Origin of the sequence: Actinomyces israelii DSM 43320 (genome assembly GCF_000711965.1) — a bacterium.
Taxonomy (GTDB): domain Bacteria; phylum Actinomycetota; class Actinomycetes; order Actinomycetales; family Actinomycetaceae; genus Actinomyces; species Actinomyces israelii.
In genome coordinates this window covers 185,138-204,565 of record NZ_JONS01000001.1, presented here as the reverse complement: position 1 = coordinate 204,565, position 19,428 = coordinate 185,138, and the positions used below count along the sequence as shown (strand labels likewise).

Below are 19,428 nucleotides of genomic sequence, written 5' to 3'. Positions count from 1 at the left end.
CATCAGGTGGTATGGGTGGTAGTGGTGTGCAGGGCGTGGTGCGTCCAGGCGGCCAGCCACGCTCCTGCGCCGGGGCGGAAGACGTGGACGAGGGCCAGGCGCAGGAGCGACGCGTCCCGGTAGGCGCGCAGCCGCCGGGAGCTGGTGGGCAGCCGCGCCGCCACGCCGTCGAGAAGACCGAGGACGCGGTCGTGGGCGGCGGCGCCCAGGCGGCCCTGGACGCGCATGAGGTCGACGTGCGCGGCGAGGTTGCCCAGGTCCAGGGCCGCCTCCGCGGTGGCGGCCGTGTCCAGGTCGAGGAGGGACAGGTCGCGCCCGTCCCACAGGAGCTGGCCGTCGTGCAGGTCGCGGTGCGAGACGACGGGGGGGCCGCCGGCCTGCCCCAGGGCGGCGCACGCGCGCTCGACCTCCCGCTCGATCCGGCCGCGGCCGGCGATGGCGTCGAGGACGTCGAGGGCCCCCGCCGCGCGCGTCCGGTCGAGCCAGGTCCGCAGCACGGCCGCCTCGTGCGCGGCGGTGTGCTCGGGCAGGGAGGCCGTGGCGCGGACGGCGGCCGGCCACGCCCGGGCCAGTCGCTCCCAGCCCGCCATCCCCTCCTCGCCCAGATCGTGCAGGGGGCGTCCGGGCAGGAGCTCGAGGTCGATGCGGGACGCCCCGCGCTCGACGACCTCGGCGGTGCGCAGGCCGGCCCGCCGGAAGGGGCTCAGCGCCTCGGGGGGCGCCAGGCGGCGGGCGCGCCCGAGGCGCACGAGCTTGCGTACCCGGGAGGCGCCGACGACGACCGCGCGGCGTCCGAGCCTGTGGACGACCAGGTCGCCGTCGGCCTCGGGGGACAGGGCGGGCAGGGCGGGGTCCGTGGCGTAGGGCGCGAGGCTCCACCGGCCGGCGGGGCCGATGCGCCCGGCCCGCAGCAGGCCCTTCCCGTCCACGGCCTCGAAGGCGATGCTGCCGTCCTCCCGCGGCCAGGCCCGGCGCAGGCCGGGAACCCGGGGGAGGACCGACGCCGGGCTCCGCCGCGGCGGGGTCAGTGCCGTCAGTGCGCTGCGCATGTCTCCTCCAGCTCGTCCAGCCTCTGGCCGATGCGGGTGCGCCACAGCGGATCGGCGTGTCGCAGGGGCTCGACCAGGCGGGCCATCCGGGCGTGGGCGATGCCCGCCCGCAGGCGGGCGCCGTCCGGCAGGTCCCCGCCGGCGTCGGCGTAGCCCTTCAGGAGTGCGGCCCCGGCCTCGGGGCCGACGACGGCGAGGCAGGAGCCCAGGTCGAGCTCGGCGGGCGCGAGTCGGGACCTGTCGAAGTCGGTGAGCCACACGGCGTCGTCATCGAGCCGGACGAGGACCTGGTCGGGGGTGAAGTCACCGTGCGCGAGGACCCGCCGGTCCCGGGTCAGGCCGGGGAGCCTGCGGCCGAGGGCCTCCACCCGTGCGGCCAGCGGCGGCGCCAGCGCCCGCAGGACCGAGGCGTGAGCGGCCCCCGGGCGCCCGGCGGGCCTGCCGCCGGGCAGCCGCCGGGCCGCCTCGTCGGGCAGACGGCCGGTCAGGGCGTGCAGGGCCGCCAGCCCCGCTCCGGCCGCGGCGGTCGCCTCGAGACGGGACGCCTGCTCCAGGTCGCAGTCGCCCACGAGCCTCAGGGCGCTGACGTGCACGGGCGGGCCCGCCTCGGCCCCCGGGAGACTCACGCGCTCGGGAACCGGGACGCGGCCCTCGAGGAAGTCCCGCAGGAGGATCTCGTCGTCCTGGGGCGTCGAGGTGATGCGCACCACTCCGACGGCGGTCCGCATGACCAGGCGCCGCAGCGGGTTGTAGCGCAGCACCTGCGCGTCGTCGGGCTCCAGGAGCCCGCGGCGCACGGCCGCGCCCACGTGCTCGGCCAGCGCCGGGTCGGCTGCGAGGCGGCCGACCTGCAGGGTCATCCCGTCGCCGAGCTCGCGCTGCTCGGTGCACCGGCCGCGGCGGCGGGCGCGCCTGGCGGCGTTGTCGGCCTTGACGCGGCTGACGGGCCACAGCAGCCGCGCCCAGCCCACGGGCCGGGAGGCGCCCGCATCCTCCAGGCCGACCGTCAGCGACACGTCCGGCTTGATGCGCAGGCGCGCCGCGCGGACCGGATGGCCGATGAGGGCGGACAGCCGGCCCTCGTCGAGCACGGACTCGACGGCCGTGAGCGTGGTGGGGGCGTTCATCTGACCTCCTGGTAGGCGGGCCCGCGCCGGGCCGTGCCCGCGCTCGCCCAGGCGCGGAAGGCGTCGGAGCGCTCGAGCAGGCGCCCGGGGGAGCCGTCAAGCCCGATCCGGCCGTCCTCGATCCACACGACCCGGTCCGCCCGCAGGGCGACGTCGGCGTCGTGGGTGACGACCAGCGTGGTCCTCCCGCGGGCGAGGCGGTCGACGGCGTCGAGCACGAGGGCGCAGGCGGCGGGATCCAGCCCCGTGGTGGCCTCGTCGAGGACGACGATCGGGGTGTCGCGCAGCAGCGCCCGGGCGATGGCGATGCGCTGGCGCTGCCCCCCGGACAGGGTGTCGCCCCGCTCCCCGACGGCCGTGTCGTAGCCCCGGGGCAGGGCGAGGATGAAGTCGTGCGCGCCCGCCCGGCGCGCGGCGGCCTCGGTCTCGGCGTCGCTCGCGCCGGGGCGCCCCATGCGGATGTTGTCGCGCACCGTACCGGTCAGCAGGACCGCGTCCTGGTGGAGCACGGCGACATTGGCGCGCAGCTCGCCCAGGTCGAGCTCGGGCAGGGGGCGACCGTCGAGACGGACCGCGCCCGCCACCGGGTCGAGGGCGCGCACCACCAGGGAGACCAGCGTCGACTTGCCCGATCCCGAGGGGCCCACGAGGGCGACGTGCTCGCCCGGGGCGATCCTGAGGCTCACCCCGTGCAGCACCTCGGTGCCGTCGTACTGGGCGACGACGTCTCGGAAGTCGAGCCCGCCCCGGGCGCGCCCCAGCGGCACGGGGGCCGCGGGCGAGACGATGTCGGGGCGCACCGCCATGAGGTCGGCGACGCGCTCGCCCGAGGCGGTGGCCCGGGAGATGCGCCCGGTGTACTTGGCCATGTCCCGCAGGGGCTTCATGGTCGTGCGCAGGTAGGTGGTGAACAGGACGAGGTCCCCGGGGGTCATCGCCCCCTGGAGCACCCGCAGCCCGCCGCCGACCATGACCAGGGCCGTGGCCAGGCCGACCAGCACGTCGGTGGAGCGCTCCAGGCGCGCCGCCAGCCGCAGGGCGCGCACCCCGGTGCGCAGCGAGGTGCGGTTGGCGCCCACGAATCGCTCCAGGATCAGCTCCTCCAGGCCGTAGGCCTGCACGACCTTGATGGTGGCCAGCGCCTCCTGGGCGGTGTTGGCGAGCTGCCCCTCGCTCTTGCGGGTGCGGCGCGACGCCGACGTGATCCGCCGTGAGCTCCCCGAGGAGGTGAGGAGGAAGGCGACCACGGCCGCCACGACGACGACCGCCAGGAGCGGGTCCAGGACGACCATGACGCCGAGCATGACCAGCAGCGTCAGGACGTTGGCGGCCAGCGGCAGGCCCGCGGTGACGGCGACGTCCTGCATCCGGGCGATGTCGGAGACCAGGCGCTGGACGGTGTCGGCGCTGCGGTTGCGGGCGTGGAACTGCTGGGACAGGCCCGCCACGTGCCGGAAGACCCGCGCCCGCAGCGCGACCGCCGTGCGGGACCCGGCCAGCGCGAAGGACACGGTCGCCAGGTAGTTGCACAGCGCGCGCATGGCCACGATCCCGATGAGCACGATCCCGCAGGCCACCAGGCCCAGGACGCTCGCGGGCGCGTAGCCGGTGCGGGTCCCCAGCGAGGACAGGACGGAGTCGAGGACGATCTTCAGCGGCCAGGGCTCGAGCACCCGGAAGACGACCTCGGCCAGCAGGGCGAGGGTCCCGCCCGCCACCAGCAGCGCGTGGGGGCGCAGGTCGGGACCGACCAGCCGCAGGGTGCGTGCCAGCGCCGAGCGGCGGACGTGCGCGGTCATGGCTCGACCCCCTCGTCCTGGCGCACCCGGTCCAGCACCGTGGCGACGACCCGCTCCCAGCCGTGGCGCTCCTCGGCGCGTCGGCGGCCCAGGGCGCCCAGGCGGGCGCGCTCGTCCGCGTCGGCCGCCAGGGCGTCGATCGCCCCGGCCAGCCGAGCCGGGTCTCCGGGCGGCACCAGCACGCCGACGCCCTGAAGCATCCGTGGCAGCTGCCCGACGGCGGAGGCGACCACCGGCAGGCCCGCTGCGAGGTACTCCAGGACCTTCAGGGGGGAGAAGTACTGCTCGTCCGCCCCGCCCAGGTCCGGGTAGGGGGCCACGCCGAGGGCGGCTCCGGCCAGGTGCGCGGGCACATCCTCGGGGGGCACGGCCCCGCGGAAGTCGACGTCGAGCCCGAGCTCGTCGGCCAGGGCGCGCAGCGCGGGCATCTGCGGGCCGTCTCCGATGACGCGCACCCTCCACGGCGCGCGGGCCGTCGCCGCGGCCCGCAGCAGGCCGTCCACGCCGTGCCAGGGCTTGAGAGTCCCGACGAAGGCGACGACGACGCCGCGGGGGTCCTCGGGGAAGGGGCCGATGCGCTCCAGGGACACTCCGTTGGGGACGGTCAGGGCGCGGGCGCCGGGGGCCAGGCGCTCCACCCACCGGCGCACCGGGTCGGAGACGCACGCGGTCAGGCGCGCGCAGCCGGCCTGGGCGCGCAGGGCGCGCAGCGCGGCCCGCTCGTTGACCAGCACCCGGTGCTCGCGCTGCTCGTCGATGAGGGGGGCGTTGACCTCCAGCACGCCGCGGGCCGGGCTGGAGCGCGTGACGGCGGCCAGCGTCGTGGAGAACAGGGAGTAGCGCTCGTAGACGAGGTCGGTCCCGCCGGCCAGGACGTCGTGGGCGATGCGCCGGGAGATCCCGGCCTGCTCCCGCTCCCGGCGGGCGGGGTCGCTCGCGCGCACCGGCGCCTCGACCACCTCCAGGTCCGCCAGGTCGGCGGGGACGAGGCTCCCGCGGCGGGCCGCGTGGACGACCACCTCGTGGCCGGCGCGGCGCAGGGCGCGCACCACCTCCTGGACGTGCACGCTGGCGCCCTTGGAGCCGAAGACGGGCACGCCGGGATCGGCGCAGATGTAGGACACGCGCATCAGCGGGCCTCCCCGCGCTCGGACTGCCAGGCGGACAGCACCGCCGCCTGCTCGCGGGAGTCGAACTCCTCCTCGATGAGGGCGCGGGCCCTGGCCGCCAGGCCTGCGGCGTCGACCAGGCCGGAGGCGAGGTCCCGCAGGGCGCGGGCGAGCGCCTCGGGCTCGCCCGCCGGCAGCAGGATCCCGGTCTCGCCGTCGCGCACCACCTCCGGCATGCCGGTGACGTCGGTGGCGACCACGGGCGTCCCGCAGGCCATGGCCTCCAGGACGACCGTGGGCAGGCCGTCGATGTTGCCGTCCTCGGCGGGCACGCAGGGGACGGCCAGGACGTGGGAGCCGCGCAGCAGGGCGCGCACCTCGCTCTGGGTCAGGGCCCCGGGAAGCCGCACGCGCTCCGTCAGCCCCAGCGCGCGGGCGCGCGCCGTCAGGGCGTCGCGCAGCTCCCCCTCCCCGGCGATCACCGCCGTGACCGGGACGCCGGCGCCGGCCAGGGCCGCGAGCGCCTGAAGGAGCACGTCGAATCCCTTCTTGGGCACGAGCCGGCCCACCGCGGCCACCCGCAGGGCGGTCCCCGGCCCGACGGGAGCGGGAGGCCGGTAGGGGAAGCGGTCGAGCTCCAGGGCGTTGTAGCGCAGGCTGATGCGCGCCCCGCTTCCTTCCAGCGTCGCGCGCAGGTGGCGCTCGTTGAACCGGCTGATGGCGATGACGCGGTCGGCGTCGGAGCACACGCGCCGCAGCCACACCGGGTCGACGTCTCGGTGGTAGATGTCCTTGGCGTGGGTGGTGACCGTGTAGGGGATGCCGGTCAGGCGCGAGGCGATCCAGGCGGTGCGCCCCGCCAGGGAGGCGAAGTGCGCGTGCAGGTGGGTGACGGCGTCGGCGCGGGCTGCCGCCGCCAGGGCGACGCCCTGGGCGACCTCGTCCCCCGGCAGGCCCGCCAGCTCGGGCATGATCCGCGCCAGGCGCGCGCGGGCAGCGGCGTCGGGAAGCGAGGCGGTCAGCAGCTCCCACAGTCCGGACGCCCTCAGGGGGCGGGGCACCCAGGTCACCGGTGCGCGGACCCGGGCGATCTCGGGGTGGAAGCGCGAGTCGCCAGTGGGGCGCAGGGCGTAGATGCTCAGGTCGTCGCCCAGCGTCTCGCGGGCCAGGATCTCGGTGACGATGAAGGTCTCCGAGAAACGCGGGTAGACCTTGAGGACGTATCCGGTGCGGTTCATGAGGGCTGCTCCTCGGGGGCTCGGCGGGCGGTGGTGCGGTCGGGGCGGAGGAGCGCGGCGGCCCGGGCGGCCGCAGCTCGCAGGCCGTCGCGCCGCAGGCGGGTGCGCGGGACCCGGCGGCCGACCGCCTGGGCGGCCCAGCGGGTCAGGGCGCCGGTGTTGAGGTCGGCCGAGCGCATGACGTCCACGGCCCCGGCGCGCATCAGGGCGCGGGCCCGGATGAGCTGCTCGCGCCTCGGCTCCTCGCGGGGCACGATGAGGGCCGGAGTGGAGGAGGCCAGGACCTCGCAGGCCGTGTTGTAGCCGCCCATGGCCACCACGGCGGCGGCCCGGTCGATGCGGCGGCTCAGTCCCGGCAGGCACCGGTGGATCTCGGTGCCCGGCCTGGCCGCGGCGCGCACGGCCTCCAGGTCGGTCTCGGCGAGCTGGGGGCCGGTGACGAGCACGTGCCGGTGGCCGGGCGGGGGGGCCAGGGCGGCGGCGGCCCGCAGCAGCCGGGGGCCGTCGGAGCCGCCGCCGGCGGTGGTCAGGATGAACGGCGGGCCGTCCGCGCGGTGCTCGGGGTCCAGCAGGGCGCGTCCTTTGGCGAGGTAGCCGGTGAAGACGGCGCGGTCGTGCAGGGCGGGCGGGACCTCCCCGGTGGCGACGGCGTCGTGGACGCGCCGGTCGCCGTAGACCCACACCTCGTCGATGAGTGCGCGCAGGGCGCCTGGCTCCTCCAGGGCCCGCCACTCCGCGGCGGCCGCGTCGGGGGCGTCGAGGACCTCGCGCAGACCCAGGACGATGCGGGTCGCGGGGCGGTCCTCGCGCAGGCGGCGCAGCGGGGCGCGCAGCTCGCGGCGCACCCCGTACAGGTGGCGGTCGATGATGACCAGGTCGGGGACGAAGTCCGCCAGGGCGGTGGCCACGAGCGCGGAGCGCAGATCGGCCAGCGACTGGGGGGTGTCGCGCAGGCGCCTGGGGCGGTAGCCGTCGGGATCCTTGGTGAAGCCCGGCAGGATGAGCCAGTCGAAGCCCGGGGGCAGGCGGAAGGCGGCGGGGGGCGCCAGGCCCGCGACCAGCAGGCCGGTGACGCTCGCACCGGTCAGGTGGGGCAGGTCGTGGGCGAGCCGGTGGGCGAGCGCGAGGTTGCGCCGCAGGTGGCCGAGGCCCAGCGCGTCGTGGCTGTAGAGCACGATGCGGGTGGTGTCCTGCCTCATGCGCCTCTCCTCTCCCGGCCCCATTCGTGGCCTGTGGGATCAGGATCGGCGGGCGCCAGGAGATGGTGATGAGACGATCATGAGAGAGTTCTCAGGAACGCCTGCGGCCGCGGCGCGGCTCGGCTCAGGCGAGCCGGACGTCGATGCCCGACTCGCGCACGGCGGCGACGTCCTCCGGCGCGGCGTCGGTGTCGGTGATGAGCAGGTCGATGTCGGGCGTCCTGCAGATCAGGGCGAAGGCCGGTCCGGCGAGCTTCGTGTGGTCGGCGACGACGACGGTGCGCCGCGCCGTCCTGACAAGGGCCGCACTGACGGCGGCCTCGTCCTCGTGCGAGGCGTAGGCGCCGTCGCGGTCGAGTCCCTCGACGCCCAGGAAGAGGGTCCTCACCGCGATCTGGGGCAGGATGAGACTGGCCAGGGGTCCGGTCAGCTCGAAGGAGCGGGCCCTGGCCGCGCCGCCGATGACGATGACGCGCACCGCCTGGCGCACGATCAGCTCGCCGGCGATATTGACGGCGTTGGTCACGACCGTCACGGGGCTGTCCGGGTCGGTGAGGCCGGGCAGGAGCACGATCTCCCGGGCGACCTCGGTCGTCGTCGTGCCGCCGCCCAGGCCGATGACGTCGCCGGGGCGCACCATCCGGGCGGCAGCCCGCGCGATGCGGATCTTCTGGGCGCCCATGCGGGTGGTGCGGTAGCGCAGCGGGAGCTGGGCGGATGTCGGGTTGGCGGAGGCGCCGCCCCGGGTGCGGGTGACGAGCTGCTGCTCGGCGAGCAGGTCGAGGTCGCGGCGCGCCGTGGCGGCCGAGACGCCGAGCCGTTCGACAATGTCGTCGATGCGGACTCCGCCCTCCTCGACGACGATGGCCAGGATGGCGGACAGACGCTCGTGGCGGCTCATCGGGTCTCCTTCGCGCGGCTCCCTGAGACCGCGCAGGAGGGACGTCGACGAGGCGGTCGCGGTAGTGCGCGGTATTGTGGCGGTAGGCAGCATAGGGCACGCCCGCGTACCGGTCGCGCCGACGGGACTGACCGGCGGACGGCGGCCCGGGGACGGGACCTGCCGGAACGAGGGGGAGCCGGGCGACACCGATCACGCTTGTGCGCATGGCTGGCGTGGCACGCGTCGCGCCGCGCCTTGTCCGTGGCAGTATGGGCGCGTCCGCGCACGCGGCTCGCAGTGACCGGAGGGGCAGCAGTGCCGAAGAGCAACAGGGGGTGGTGCCGATGAGCGACGTCTCGCGCCAGCTGCGCATCGGCATTATGGGCGGCACCTTCGACCCGATTCACCACGGGCATCTCGTTGCGGCCTCCGAGGTCCAGCACGCCTTCGGGCTCCACGAGGTCGTCTTCGTGCCGACCTGGAATCAGCCCTTCAAGAAGGACCGGCACGTCACCCCGGCGGAGCACCGCTACCTCATGACGGTCATCGCTACCGCCTCGAATCCGCATTTCACTGTCTCCCGGGTGGATATTGACCGGGGCGGCACGACCTACACGATCGACACGCTCCACGACGTTATTGCCGAGTATCCCGGTGCCGAGTTCTACTTCATCACCGGAGCCGACGCCCTGGCGCAGATCCTGACGTGGAAGGACAACCAGAAGATCTTCGACCTGGCCCACCTGGTTGGTGTCACGCGTCCCGGGCATGTCTTAACGGATACGGGCCTGCCTGGGGATACTGTGTCGTTGGTGGAAGTGCCCGCGATGACGATCTCGTCCACGGACTGCCGCAGTCGGGTGGCCCAAGGTATTCCCGTCTGGTATCTCGTACCCGACGGCGTCGTCCAGTACATCCGCAAGTACGGTCTTTACCGCACGGTTGAGCGTTCGGCATCGACGACGTCGATGACCGCTCGCGTCGCACGGGAGCAGTCCCTGAGGAAGGAGAACGACGGTGAGTGATCCCACCGACGTCAACCAGAGCCAGCCTGACGCCGCAGATGATCGCACCGGCACTCGTCGCAGCCGCCGGGCGATGCGGCAGGCCGAGCGCGCTGCCGAGCGCGAGGCCATCCTGACCGGGCAGCAGCCGCTTCTGACCCGACGCGAGCTCAAGCGCCTGCGTCAGGAGGCTGCGGCTCTGCGCGCGGCTGTCGCCTCGGGGGAGATCACCCCCGAGCAGGCCAGGGCGCTGCAGGACCCGCTGGCCGAGCAGCCCATGATCGGGTCCCCCAGCCTGGAGGCCGCGGGGAGCCACGCGGCCCCCTCCGGTCCGTCCGGCACCGGAGCCGGCGAGCCCGCGGTGCCCGGGTCCGCCTTCCGCGGCGAGGGCCTGCTCGACGCTTCGGGACGGCTCGCCCCGAGCGGTCCGGTCGCCCCGGCGTCGTACGACGAGGCGGAGGCGGCCCGCGTCCTGCAGTCCCCCGGCCGGCCTCTGACGTCCGGGGCCTCCGGGGCGGGGGGCCCGGACGGCGCGACGGCCTTGCCCGGCGCCCGGATGGTCGGCGGCGAGCCCGGGGCCTCGCCCGTGAGCCCGGCGACGTCGTCGGCTCCGCACTCCGAGGAGGGCGGAGCGGATACCTGGCGGGCGCGCCCCTACGCGCCCGAGCCTGCGATGCGGACGTCAGCGCCGTCGGCCCCCAGCCCTGTTGGCGAGGCCGCATTCGGGCAGGGGACGGCCCCCGGCGGCCCGGGCGGCGAGGCTGCGCCCTTCACCTCCGGCACCGGGCCCGGGACGGAGAGGACCTTCACCGAGCCGGCGCCGCAGGTCGCCAACGCCTCACTGTCCGATGACGACATCGAGGACATCTCCGCCCAGCCGACCGGTGTGATGAATGCTGTGGAGACCTCGGCGCTCTCACCCCTCCCTTCGGCTTCACGGACGGATGAGCCGGCCGGTCTGCCCGAACGACGCTCTCTTTTCAACCGCGACGCCTCAGCGGACAGCAGGACGGGCGACTCCGCTCCGGCCCCTTCGGGCGCCGACGGGTACGGGTCGGGTGGGCCAGCTCCGGCCCCTTCGGGCGCCGACGGGTACGGGTCGGGTGGGCCGGCTCCGGCCCCCTCGGGCACAGACGGGTACGGCGTGCCCGGGAGCGCCGATGCCGGAGGCCTGCCCGAGTGGGCCACGCAGCCGGCCGCCGGCGGGCCGCCCCGTCGCCCCACCGTGAGGATCCCCAACGCCGCCCAGGGTGTGCGCACGGTCGACACCAGCACCGGCGAGCTCAGCGAGGTGCGCCCCATTGACGACGAGTTCGACGGCATCGACAATCCCCAGTGGCGCATTCTGCGGCCCGAGGGCGCTCAACCGGATGTCCCCGGCGCGCCCGAGGCCGCCGTCGAGGAGCCCGCACCCGCGCCCGCGCCTGGGCCCGCCTTCACCCCGTACGAGTCCATGCCCGAGCCTGCGGCCCCCGAGCCTCAGCTCTCCGGGCCCGCCGCGGCGGCGCCTGCCGACTCCGAGGCGAGCTGGAGCGCGCCCGGCCCGGCGACGTCCCCGATGCGCCCGGTCGCCGAGCCGCCGAAGACGTCGAAGATGGGCAAGATCCTGCTCATCGCCCTGCTCGTCGCCGTCGTCGCGCTCGTGGTGCTCGCCGTGGTGTGGTTCTTCCTCAACCGCGAGGGCGCTAGCTCGGCAGGTGCTTTCGACTCCATTTCCGCCTGGACACCGCTGCTGGATTGCTAGGCTGACGGGCTGAAGCCCGTCGCCCGCCTTCAAGGAGTTCCGTGCCCGCCACCGACCATGCCGTCGCCCTGACCCGTGTCGCCGCTCGCGCCGCCGCGCAGAAGAAGGCGGACAACATTATTGCGATCGACGTCTCCGGGCGGCTCGCCCTGACCGACGTCTTCCTCATCCTCTCGGGCGACAACGACCGTCAGGTGCGCGCCCTCGTCGACGCGATCGATGAGGCCGTGCTCAAGGCCGGAGTCAGGCGCAGGCAGCGCGAGGGGCTGGAGGAGTCCCACTGGGTGCTCATCGACTACTCCGACATTATCGTCCACGTCCTACAGGCCGAGGACCGCGAGTACTACTCGCTGGAGCGCCTGTGGAAGGACTGCCCGCTCATCGATCTGCCTGAGGATGTTCTGGCCCCGGCCGGCGCCGTGAGCTGAGGGGCCCTCCATGGCGCATCTCGTCTTGTGGCGGCACGGCCAGACCGATCACAACGTCGCGGGCAGGGTCCAGGGGCGCGTCGACATCCCCCTCAACGAGGTCGGACGAGCCCAGGCCGTGTCGGCGGCCCCGAGGCTGGCGGCCCTGAGGCCGAGCGTGATCGTCTCCTCGCCCCTGCAGCGCGCACGGCAGACCGCCGAGGCGCTGTCCGCGGCGACCGGTGTGGACGTGCGTGTCGATCAGGGTCTTGTGGAGCGGTCCTTCGGCATGTGGGAGGGACTGGAGCGCGCCCGGATCGAGGCGGGCTGGCCGGAGCAGTTCGCCGTGTGGCGGGCCGGCGGGGACCCGGCGGGCGTCGGGGTCGAGACCCGCGGTGATGCTGCCGCCCGGGTGGGGGCGGCGCTGGGGCGGATCGCCGCGGCGGCCGGTGAGGCGACCGTCGTTGTCGTCGCGCACGGTGCGGCCATCACCCTGGGCACGACCCGCCTCCTGGGCCTCGATCCCTCCGCGTGGTTCGGGCTGCGCGGCCTGGACAACTGCCACTACGCGGTGCTCAGCAGCACCGGGCGGTCGCCGGGATGGAGGCTCGAGCACTGGAACAGCGGTGAGGAGCGGACGGGCTCGGGGACCGGCGGGGCGATCGGCGGGTTCCTGTCCTGATGCCCGGCCGCGGCGGGAGGGACGGGCCGGGGGTGAGGTACCGCACGCGGGAAGGATTTGCCCGCGGGGTGCGGACTCCATAGGATTATCTCCGTCGCCCGGCGGGCGGCGCCCGAAAGGGGCTATGGCGCAGTTGGTAGCGCGCTTCCATGGCATGGAAGAGGTCGGGGGTTCGAATCCCCCTAGCTCCACCATGCACCGTTCGGTGTCAATCAATTGAAGCGCGACGATATGTCACGGGGCTATGGCGCAGTTGGTAGCGCGCTTCCACTTTGTGGAAGAGACGGGGGTTCGATTCCTTCTAGCTCCACCAGGAGGCGGAGGTCCTCGCCCGCACGGGCGAGGACCCCGTCGTATTGCTGCCGGGCGGCAAGCGCGGTTTCGCCGAGATCGGTTCAGTTCCGCACCGAGATCGGTCCGAGGCGCCCGCGGGCCTCCGGAATCAGTCGCTCTGCCCGCCCACTGGCCCAAGTCCGCCACTCAGCAACCGTTCCGGTCCGGCAGACTCGCATGCGCTGTGACGTCGAGGCGTATTGTGCGTGATGGACACGATCTGCTGTCCGGTGTCCCATGTCTGAGGAGGACCATGTCCGGTAATACCGCTCCCGCCACATCAGGTGTGCGCGAGCTTACAGTACGGGGCGTCGTCATCGGCGGCCTCATTACCCTGGTGTTCACAGCCGCCAACGTCTACCTGGGTCTGAAGGTCGGCCTCACCTTCGCCACCTCGATCCCGGCCGCGGTCATCTCCATGGCCATCCTGCGCTCCTTCCGGGACCACTCCGTGGTGGAGAACAATATCGTCCAGACAATCGCATCCGCAGCCGGCACGCTGTCGGCCATTATCTTCGTGCTGCCCGGTCTGGTCATGATCGGGTGGTGGACCGGCTTCCCGTACTGGGAGACCGCGCTGGTGACCGCCCTGGGCGGCGTGCTGGGCGTCATGTACTCCATCCCGCTGCGCCGCGCCCTCGTCACCGGATCGGACCTGCCCTTCCCCGAGGGCGTGGCCGCGGCGGAGGTGCTGCGCGTGGGGGACAGCGCCGAGGGCGCGGAGGAGAACAGGCGCGGCCTGCTGGTCATCGTTGTGGGCGGGCTGGCGTCGGCCGGCTTCGCCGCGCTGGCGGCGATGAAGGTCGTGGCCGGCAGCATTGAGCGGGCCTTCCGCGTCGGCTCCGGCGGCAGCATGGTCAGCGCCAGCCTCTCCCTGGCCCTCATCGGTGTGGGCCACCTCGTCGGCATCACCGTCGGCATCGCCATGATCGTCGGGCTGTTGATCTCCTTCGGCGTCATGCTGCCGCTGCGCACCGCCGGCCAGATCCCTGCCGGCGGCGACCTTGGCGAGATCGTGTCGGGGATCTTCACCTCCGACGTGCGCTTCGTCGGAGCGGGGGCCATGGCGGTCGCCGCCGTGTGGACACTCGCCAAGATCGCCCTGCCCATCGCCCGAGGCGTCAAGGAGGCCCTGGCGGCCACCCGCGCCCGCGACGAGGGGACGGACGTGCCCGTCCAGGAGCGCGACCTGTCCATGCGCGTGGTGGCCGGGGTGACCCTGGCCTCGATGCTGCCTATCGGGCTCCTCCTGTGGCTGTTCGTGCGGGACACGCCCATCGGTCACCACACGGTCGGCATGGTCGTGGTCAGCATCCTCTTCGTGCTGCTGATCGGCCTGGCCGTCGCGGGCGTGTGCGGCTACATGGCGGGCCTGATCGGCGCGTCCAACAGCCCCATCTCCGGGGTCGGCATCCTCATTGTGATCGCCGCCGCCCTGCTCATCAAGGTGGTGCACGGCGCCCAGGCCCCCGGTCAGGGCGACGCGCTGATCGCCTACACCCTGTTCACCGCCGCGGTCGTCTTCGGCGTGGCCACCATCTCCAACGACAACCTGCAGGACCTCAAGACCGGCCAGCTCGTGGGGGCGACCCCGTGGAAGCAGCAGGTCGCCCTGGTCGTCGGCGTCGCCTTCGGCTCGCTCATCATCCCGCCGGTCCTCCAGCTGCTCAACACCAGCTTCGGCTTCGCCGGCGCGCCCGAGGCGACCGACAACGCCCTGGCCGCGCCCCAGGCGGCCCTGCTGTCCTCCCTGGCCAAGGGCGTGTTCGGCGGCGACCTGAGCTGGGGGCTCCTGGGCCTGGGCGCCGCGATCGGGGTGGTCGTGGTCGTCGTTGACGAGGTGCTCGGCCTGGCCACGAAGAACCGGATGCACCTGCCGCCGCTGGCCGTGGGCATGGGCATGTACCTGCCGATGGGCCTGACGCTCATCATCCCCGTCGGCGCCGTGGCGGGCCTGCTCTACGACCGCTGGGCGGCGGGGACCGCGGACCCGGAGAGCACCAAGCGGCTGAGCACCCTGGCCGCGACCGGGCTGATCGTCGGCGAGAGCCTGTTCGGCGTGGTCCTGGCGGGCATCGTGGCCGCGAGCGGGCAGGAGGACCCCCTCGCCGTCGTCGGCCCCGGGTTCGAGACCGCCTCCGAGGCGCTCGGCGCCCTGGTGTTCGCCGGGGTGGGGCTCGGACTCTACCTGTGGGTCAAGAGGCTGTCGGTCAGGGCGATGACCCGCACAGGGGCCTGATCCCGACCGGCCCGGCCGGGCTCGTCAACCGGCGTCAGGGACGCCGGGCGGGGGCGTCCGCCACGAGGTCGTCGGCCAGACGGCCGGCGATCTCGCTGGCGTCGTTGAGGAAGTTGATGAGCATCGCGACCTGCTCCTCGGACCAGCCCGACACGACCTCCGACAGCTCCTCGTCCGCCCGGGCGAAGACGGAGGCCAGGCGATCCGCTCCCGCGGCGTGGATGTGCACCGAGCGCCGGTCGGCCGCATCGGGCCGGCGCTCCACCCACCCGCCCCTCTCCAGCCGCCTGAGCACGCCCGTCATGGTGGCCAGGTGGGTGCGGGTGCGCCGGGCGAGCTCGGTGGGGGTCAGCGGCCCCTCCCGGTGGAGGACGTCGAGCACGGCGAGGTCCGCGCCCTTGATGCCGAGCACGACCCCGGCGGCGCGGTTGGTCATGGCCAGGGCGCTGCCCAGCCGACGCAGGGCGAGGATCGTCCGCAGCTGCGGTGAGTCGGACGCCGTTATCATGACACTCCGTTTCTATAAGCTGTATATTCTATGAGAATCATAGTGGGCGGTCGGCGGGATGGAAGGCCCGCCGACCCGCGGCGACGGAACGAGGATGTTGCAGTATGGTGCGAGCGATTGAGTACAGGAGCTTCGGCGGCCCCGAGGTCCTGGAGATGGCCGAGGTCCCCGAGCCCGTTCCCGGCCCCGGGCAGGTGCGCGTGGCGGTCAGGGCGGCGGGCCTCAACCCCGTGGACTGGAAGATCGTCTCCGGCATGATGGACGGCGACGGTCCGCGGCGGCCCCGGGGTGTGGGGCGCGACTACGCGGGCGTCGTCGACGCCGTCGGCGAGGGCGTCGCCTCCGTGGCAGTCGGGGACGAGGTCCTGGGGACCGTGCACGCCGCTCCGGGAAGCGGGTCGGGGGCCGGGACGCTGGCCGAGCGGCTCGTCGTCGACGCCGGCGACGTCGTGCTCAAGCCCGCGGCCCTGAGCTTCGCCCAGGCGGCCGCGCTCGGGGTCGCCGTCGAGGCGGCGGCGGGGGCGCTGCGCGCGCTGGGGGTCCACGACGGCGACGTGCTCGTGGTCAGCGCCGCCTCGGGCGGCGTCGGCTCGATGGCGGTCCAGCTCGCCGGGCGCGCCGGCGCCGCCGTCATCGGTATCGCCGGCGAGGACAGCCTGGACCGCATCCGCTCCCTGGGCGCCGTCGCGGTCGCCTACGGCGAGGACCTGGAGGACCGCGTCCGCGCGGCGGCGCCGTCGCCGGTGACCAGGCTGCTGGACTGCCACGGCCCGCAGTACGTCGATCTCGCGCTGGCGCTCGGCCTGGCCCCCGAGGCCATCGCCACCATCGTGCCCGCGCCGCCGTCCATCGCCAAGGGGGTGCGGGTCACCGGCTCGCGCGACGCCCGCCCCGAGGACCTGAGGCGGGCGGCCGCCCTCGTGGCCGACGGAACCATGACGGTGACGATCGCCCGCGTCTACCCCTTCGACGTCGACTCGGTGCGGCAGGCCTACACCGAGCTGCGCGGCGGCCACGTGCGCGGCAAGCTCGTTGTTGACCTACCTGAGACCCCCTGAGCCGGCCCGGGGTGTTCTGAAGCCGTTGCGAGCCGGCCTCCGCGCGCCCCGGCGCGTATGTGATGTGATGGGCGCATGAGCGAGTCCGATCAGCCGTCCCTCGCATCTGGTTCCACGCCTGAGCGCATGCTCGCCGAGGTGGTCGCCGGGCACTTCATCGGTGCCCGGGTGGTGGAGGCCGACGGCGCCCAGGTCGTGGAGCTCGGGGAGGGGTTGCCCGTCATCGAGTGCTCCATCGACGAGTGCCAGGACGCTCCGCCCTACGGGGTGTTCATCTTCTTGACCATCAGAGGCGGCGCGCTCGGCGAGTCGGGAGCCCTGGTCACCGCCAGCGGATACGGCTCGAGCACGCAGTCCGCGCTCGTACTGGCCGGGTGCAACTGGGCCTGCGCCTTCGGACCCGTCCTGCTCACCGGGATCGGCCGCCCCGACCTCATCAGCACTCAGGATCCGGATGTCGAGCAGCTCGAGACTGCCCTGGACGGACGGCGGTACCGCGTCGCGGTTGGCCACCTCGACCGCTGGACCGGCTCGGCGGAGGAGGCGGCGGTCTACCGGCAGCGCCTGGGCGGTCCCCGGGCCCTGACAACACGGGTGCTGGACAGCGGAACCGTCCCCGCCCTGCGGTCCGGCCAAGTCGTTGCGCTCGGCTGCTTCCTCGAGGCGGGCCCGACGCCGCTGGCCGAGGTCAAGCTCGGGGCGGCCGACTGGCCGCCCGCCCGTGCCGTGCTCGACACCATCCCGCCGGAGTCCGGCGGCACGCGGATGCTGCGCGAGTGGGCGCTGCTGACTCCGATCGAGCCGGCCCCCACCCTCACCCGCGGCGGCCTGCAGCGCACCCTCGACCTGCTGCGCGCCTGCGCCGACAACCCGACCAGCGAGGCCGGCTGGTGCGGCGCCCGCCATCACGGCATGCGGCTGGGAGAGACGGACCCCGGCGCCGCGAGCCTCGGGCTGCCGGAGGGCATGGCCTGGTTCCTGAGCACGGTCGCCGCCGGCGGGGCGGGGCCCGGCTACGGCCTCGAGCCCCGGCCCCTCGCCGAGGAGTGGTGGTACCTGGCCGACGCCGGCTGCGGGGCCCAGTGGGTCCTCAATCTCGCCGACGGCACCGTGTGGCTGGATTCGCGCGCCTGCGACGACGGCTTCCAGCTCGCGGCCCCCGGCTTCCTGGCCTGGTACGAGGCCTGGCTGGACAATGCGATCTGCGGGGCCGGCCCCTTCGCCCGCTGGGAGTACAGGGTCGACGCCGCCTACAAGATGCTCGCCGACGCCGCGCAGAGGGAGGGCGTCGACGAGCTGCCCGAGACCGTCACGCGGGTGAAGATCCACTCCCACCCCCAGGGCGAGCCCATCGGCCCCTGCCACGCCTGCGAGGAGACCTGCGCCCGCCTCGGGGTGCCCTCCACAGTGTTCACGACCGCACCGTAAGAGCCCGGAAGCCGCCTCCAACCGGCCCCGGCTCACCGACTCCTCCTATATCCTCGGACCGCACTGATCAGAAGACCTTCAGGAGGCTGTCATGAGTCAGACGAACCGGATGGCATGCGGGATCGACATCGGCGGATCGGGTATCAAGGGCGCCCTCGTCGACCTGGAGACCGGCGAGTTCGCGGGCGAGCGCGTCCGCATCGACACCCCCCGGCCCTCCACGCCCAAGGCGGTCGCGAAGGTCTGCCGCACGATCATCGACAGGCTCGGTGTCGAGGAGGACGTGCCCGTGGGCATCACCTTCCCGGCTCCGATCGTGCACGGGACCATCCCCTTCATCGCCAACCTCGACAAGTCCTGGAAGGGCGTCGACGTCAATGAGCTCATGACGCACGTCCTGGGCAGGCGCTCATACGCGCTCAACGACGCCGACGCCGCCGGCCTGGCCGAGGTCGCCTACGGCGCGGCCAAGGGGGTGCGCGGTACCGTCATCGTCACCACGCTGGGCACCGGCATCGGCTCGGCCGTCATCGTGGACGGCACGCTCGTGCCCAACACCGAGCTCGGGCACCTGGAGATCGACGGCCACGACGCCGAGACCCGCGCCTCCTCCCACCAGAAGGAGGTCCACGACCTGAGCTGGAAGAAGTGGGCCAAGCGGCTGCAGCGCTACTACTCCCACGTCGAGATGCTCTTCAGCCCGGACCTGTTCGTCGTCGGCGGGGGAGTATCGAAGAAGCACGAGAAGTTCCTGCCGCTGCTCGACCTGCGCGCCCCGATCGTGCCCGCCGCCCTGCTCAACACCGCGGGTATCGTCGGCGCCGCCTGGCAGGCCTCCCGGGCCGAGTAGCGGCCCCGCGCCCGCTGACGCGGGCCGGCGCCCTCAGCTCAGCGCGGCTGCGACGGCCAGGCGCAGGGAGTCCTGGAAGCGCGTCTCCCGCTCGGCGGCGCTCATGTCGCCGCGGTGGTCGAGCAGGTGGTCCGAGACGGTGAGCACCGTCAGGGCCCGCCTGCTGTACTCGGCCGCCACCGCGTACAGGACCGCGGACTCCATCTCCACGCACAGCGTCCCGTAGGCGGCCAGGCGCTCGGTCTGGCCCTCGGGAGTGAAGTAGAAGTGGTCGCGGGAGGCGATCGTGCCGACGTGGGTCCGCTCGGCGATGCCGGCTGCGACGGCCTCCCGGTAGGCCGCCATGGCCAGGTGGAAGTCCGCGACGGCCGAGAAGCTGATGCCCGGGACGCGCAGCTGGTTCATGGCGGAGTCGGTGTGCGCACCGGTGGCGATGACGACGTCGCCCACCCCGACCCGCTCGCTGATGCCGCCCGCAGTGCCCACGCGGATGATGCGCTCGACGCCGAAGCGGGCGAACAGCTCGGTGGCGTAGATGGCCAGGGAGGGCTGGCCCATGCCCGAGCCCATGACACTCAACGGCTCGCCGTCCACGGTGCCGGTGAAGCCGAGCATCCCGCGCACGTCGGTGACCAGGCGCGGCTCGGTCAGAAGAGACTCGGCGATGCGCTGGGCGCGCCTGGGGTCGCCGGGCATGAGGACGGCGGGGGCGAAGTCGCCGGGCTCGGCGGCGATGTGGGCGGTGGCCATGGGGTCCTCCGGGGCGGTCAG

17 protein-coding genes and 2 tRNA genes are annotated in these 19,428 nt (G+C 73.9%); 10 read left to right on the top strand and 9 right to left on the bottom strand.

Annotated features, from left to right (window positions below):
* Positions 1–2 precede the first annotated feature (2 nt).
* The 7 genes from O145_RS00905 to O145_RS00875 all read right to left on the bottom strand — a co-directional run bounded on the left by O145_RS00905 (position 3) and on the right by O145_RS00875 (position 8,422).
* The gene (locus O145_RS00905) at positions 3–1,049 is read right to left on the bottom strand and encodes a phosphotransferase (RefSeq protein ID WP_052374446.1); all 1,047 of its coding nucleotides are present in this window, start codon (positions 1,047–1,049) and stop codon (positions 3–5) included.
* On the bottom strand, positions 1,034–2,176 hold the full coding sequence (locus O145_RS00900; protein ID WP_043558335.1) for a phosphotransferase family protein: 1,143 nt from the start codon (positions 2,174–2,176) through the stop codon (positions 1,034–1,036). The genes O145_RS00905 and O145_RS00900 overlap by 16 nt, the downstream gene beginning before the upstream one ends.
* The gene (locus O145_RS00895; protein ID WP_043558332.1) at positions 2,173–3,975 is read right to left on the bottom strand and encodes an ABC transporter ATP-binding protein; all 1,803 of its coding nucleotides are present in this window, start codon (positions 3,973–3,975) and stop codon (positions 2,173–2,175) included. Before O145_RS00895 ends, O145_RS00900 begins: the two co-directional genes overlap by 4 nt.
* The gene (locus O145_RS00890) at positions 3,972–5,105 is read right to left on the bottom strand and encodes a glycosyltransferase family 4 protein (protein WP_043558330.1); all 1,134 of its coding nucleotides are present in this window, start codon (positions 5,103–5,105) and stop codon (positions 3,972–3,974) included. The genes O145_RS00895 and O145_RS00890 overlap by 4 nt, the downstream gene beginning before the upstream one ends.
* Positions 5,105–6,322 carry a glycosyltransferase gene (locus tag O145_RS00885; protein WP_043558328.1) on the bottom strand — a complete coding sequence of 406 codons (1,218 nt, stop codon included), beginning with the start codon at positions 6,320–6,322 and terminating at the stop codon, positions 5,105–5,107. The genes O145_RS00890 and O145_RS00885 overlap by 1 nt, the downstream gene beginning before the upstream one ends.
* Positions 6,319–7,521: a glycosyltransferase family protein gene (locus tag O145_RS00880; protein ID WP_043558326.1), complete on the bottom strand. Its 1,203-nt coding sequence runs from the start codon at positions 7,519–7,521 to the stop codon at positions 6,319–6,321. The genes O145_RS00885 and O145_RS00880 overlap by 4 nt, the downstream gene beginning before the upstream one ends.
* A gap of 124 nt (positions 7,522–7,645) precedes the next feature.
* Entirely contained in the window at positions 7,646–8,422 is a 777-nt protein-coding gene (locus tag O145_RS00875) for a DeoR/GlpR family DNA-binding transcription regulator (protein ID WP_043558324.1), read from the bottom strand.
* A 326-nt stretch (positions 8,423–8,748) separates the two neighbouring features.
* On the opposite strand from O145_RS00875, the gene nadD reads away from it, so the two are divergent.
* The 7 genes from nadD (at position 8,749) to O145_RS00840 (ending at position 14,813) form a co-directional block, all read left to right on the top strand.
* Positions 8,749–9,429 carry a nicotinate-nucleotide adenylyltransferase gene (gene nadD / locus O145_RS00870; RefSeq protein ID WP_043558531.1) on the top strand — a complete coding sequence of 227 codons (681 nt, stop codon included), beginning with the start codon at positions 8,749–8,751 and terminating at the stop codon, positions 9,427–9,429.
* Complete coding sequence (locus O145_RS00865) at positions 9,422–11,152, top strand: hypothetical protein (RefSeq protein ID WP_043558321.1); 1,731 nt, start codon at positions 9,422–9,424, stop codon at positions 11,150–11,152. Before nadD ends, O145_RS00865 begins: the two co-directional genes overlap by 8 nt.
* 41 nt (positions 11,153–11,193) lie before the next feature.
* On the top strand, positions 11,194–11,580 hold the full coding sequence (rsfS, locus tag O145_RS00860) for a ribosome silencing factor (RefSeq protein ID WP_043558317.1): 387 nt from the start codon (positions 11,194–11,196) through the stop codon (positions 11,578–11,580).
* 10 nt (positions 11,581–11,590) lie between these two features.
* Complete coding sequence (locus tag O145_RS00855; RefSeq protein WP_043558315.1) at positions 11,591–12,241, top strand: histidine phosphatase family protein; 651 nt, start codon at positions 11,591–11,593, stop codon at positions 12,239–12,241.
* Between the two features lie 118 nt (positions 12,242–12,359).
* Positions 12,360–12,435: transfer RNA gene (locus O145_RS00850), tRNA-Ala, on the top strand.
* A gap of 44 nt (positions 12,436–12,479) precedes the next feature.
* Positions 12,480–12,554, top strand: a tRNA-Lys gene (locus O145_RS00845).
* A gap of 273 nt (positions 12,555–12,827) precedes the next feature.
* The gene (locus O145_RS00840; RefSeq protein WP_043558314.1) at positions 12,828–14,813 is read left to right on the top strand and encodes an OPT family oligopeptide transporter; all 1,986 of its coding nucleotides are present in this window, start codon (positions 12,828–12,830) and stop codon (positions 14,811–14,813) included.
* A gap of 34 nt (positions 14,814–14,847) precedes the next feature.
* Here the strand turns inward: O145_RS00840 and O145_RS00835 are convergent, their stop codons facing one another.
* Positions 14,848–15,321: a MarR family winged helix-turn-helix transcriptional regulator gene (locus O145_RS00835; RefSeq protein WP_084682273.1), complete on the bottom strand. Its 474-nt coding sequence runs from the start codon at positions 15,319–15,321 to the stop codon at positions 14,848–14,850.
* A gap of 104 nt (positions 15,322–15,425) precedes the next feature.
* Here O145_RS00835 and O145_RS00830 point away from each other — a divergent pair, with 104 nt between their 5' ends.
* From O145_RS00830 to ppgK, 3 genes are all read left to right on the top strand, one after another.
* Positions 15,426–16,379, top strand: a complete 954-nt coding sequence (locus O145_RS00830) for an NADP-dependent oxidoreductase (protein ID WP_043558312.1) — start codon at positions 15,426–15,428, stop codon at positions 16,377–16,379.
* A gap of 75 nt (positions 16,380–16,454) precedes the next feature.
* Positions 16,455–17,807, top strand: a complete 1,353-nt coding sequence (locus O145_RS00825; protein ID WP_043558310.1) for a hypothetical protein — start codon at positions 16,455–16,457, stop codon at positions 17,805–17,807.
* Positions 17,808–17,898: 91 nt separating this feature from the next.
* Positions 17,899–18,657: a polyphosphate--glucose phosphotransferase gene (gene ppgK, locus O145_RS00820; protein ID WP_043558307.1), complete on the top strand. Its 759-nt coding sequence runs from the start codon at positions 17,899–17,901 to the stop codon at positions 18,655–18,657.
* Between the two features lie 33 nt (positions 18,658–18,690).
* Here the strand turns inward: ppgK and deoD are convergent, their stop codons facing one another.
* Entirely contained in the window at positions 18,691–19,407 is a 717-nt protein-coding gene (gene deoD, locus O145_RS00815) for a purine-nucleoside phosphorylase (protein WP_043558304.1), read from the bottom strand.
* Positions 19,408–19,428 lie beyond the last annotated feature (21 nt).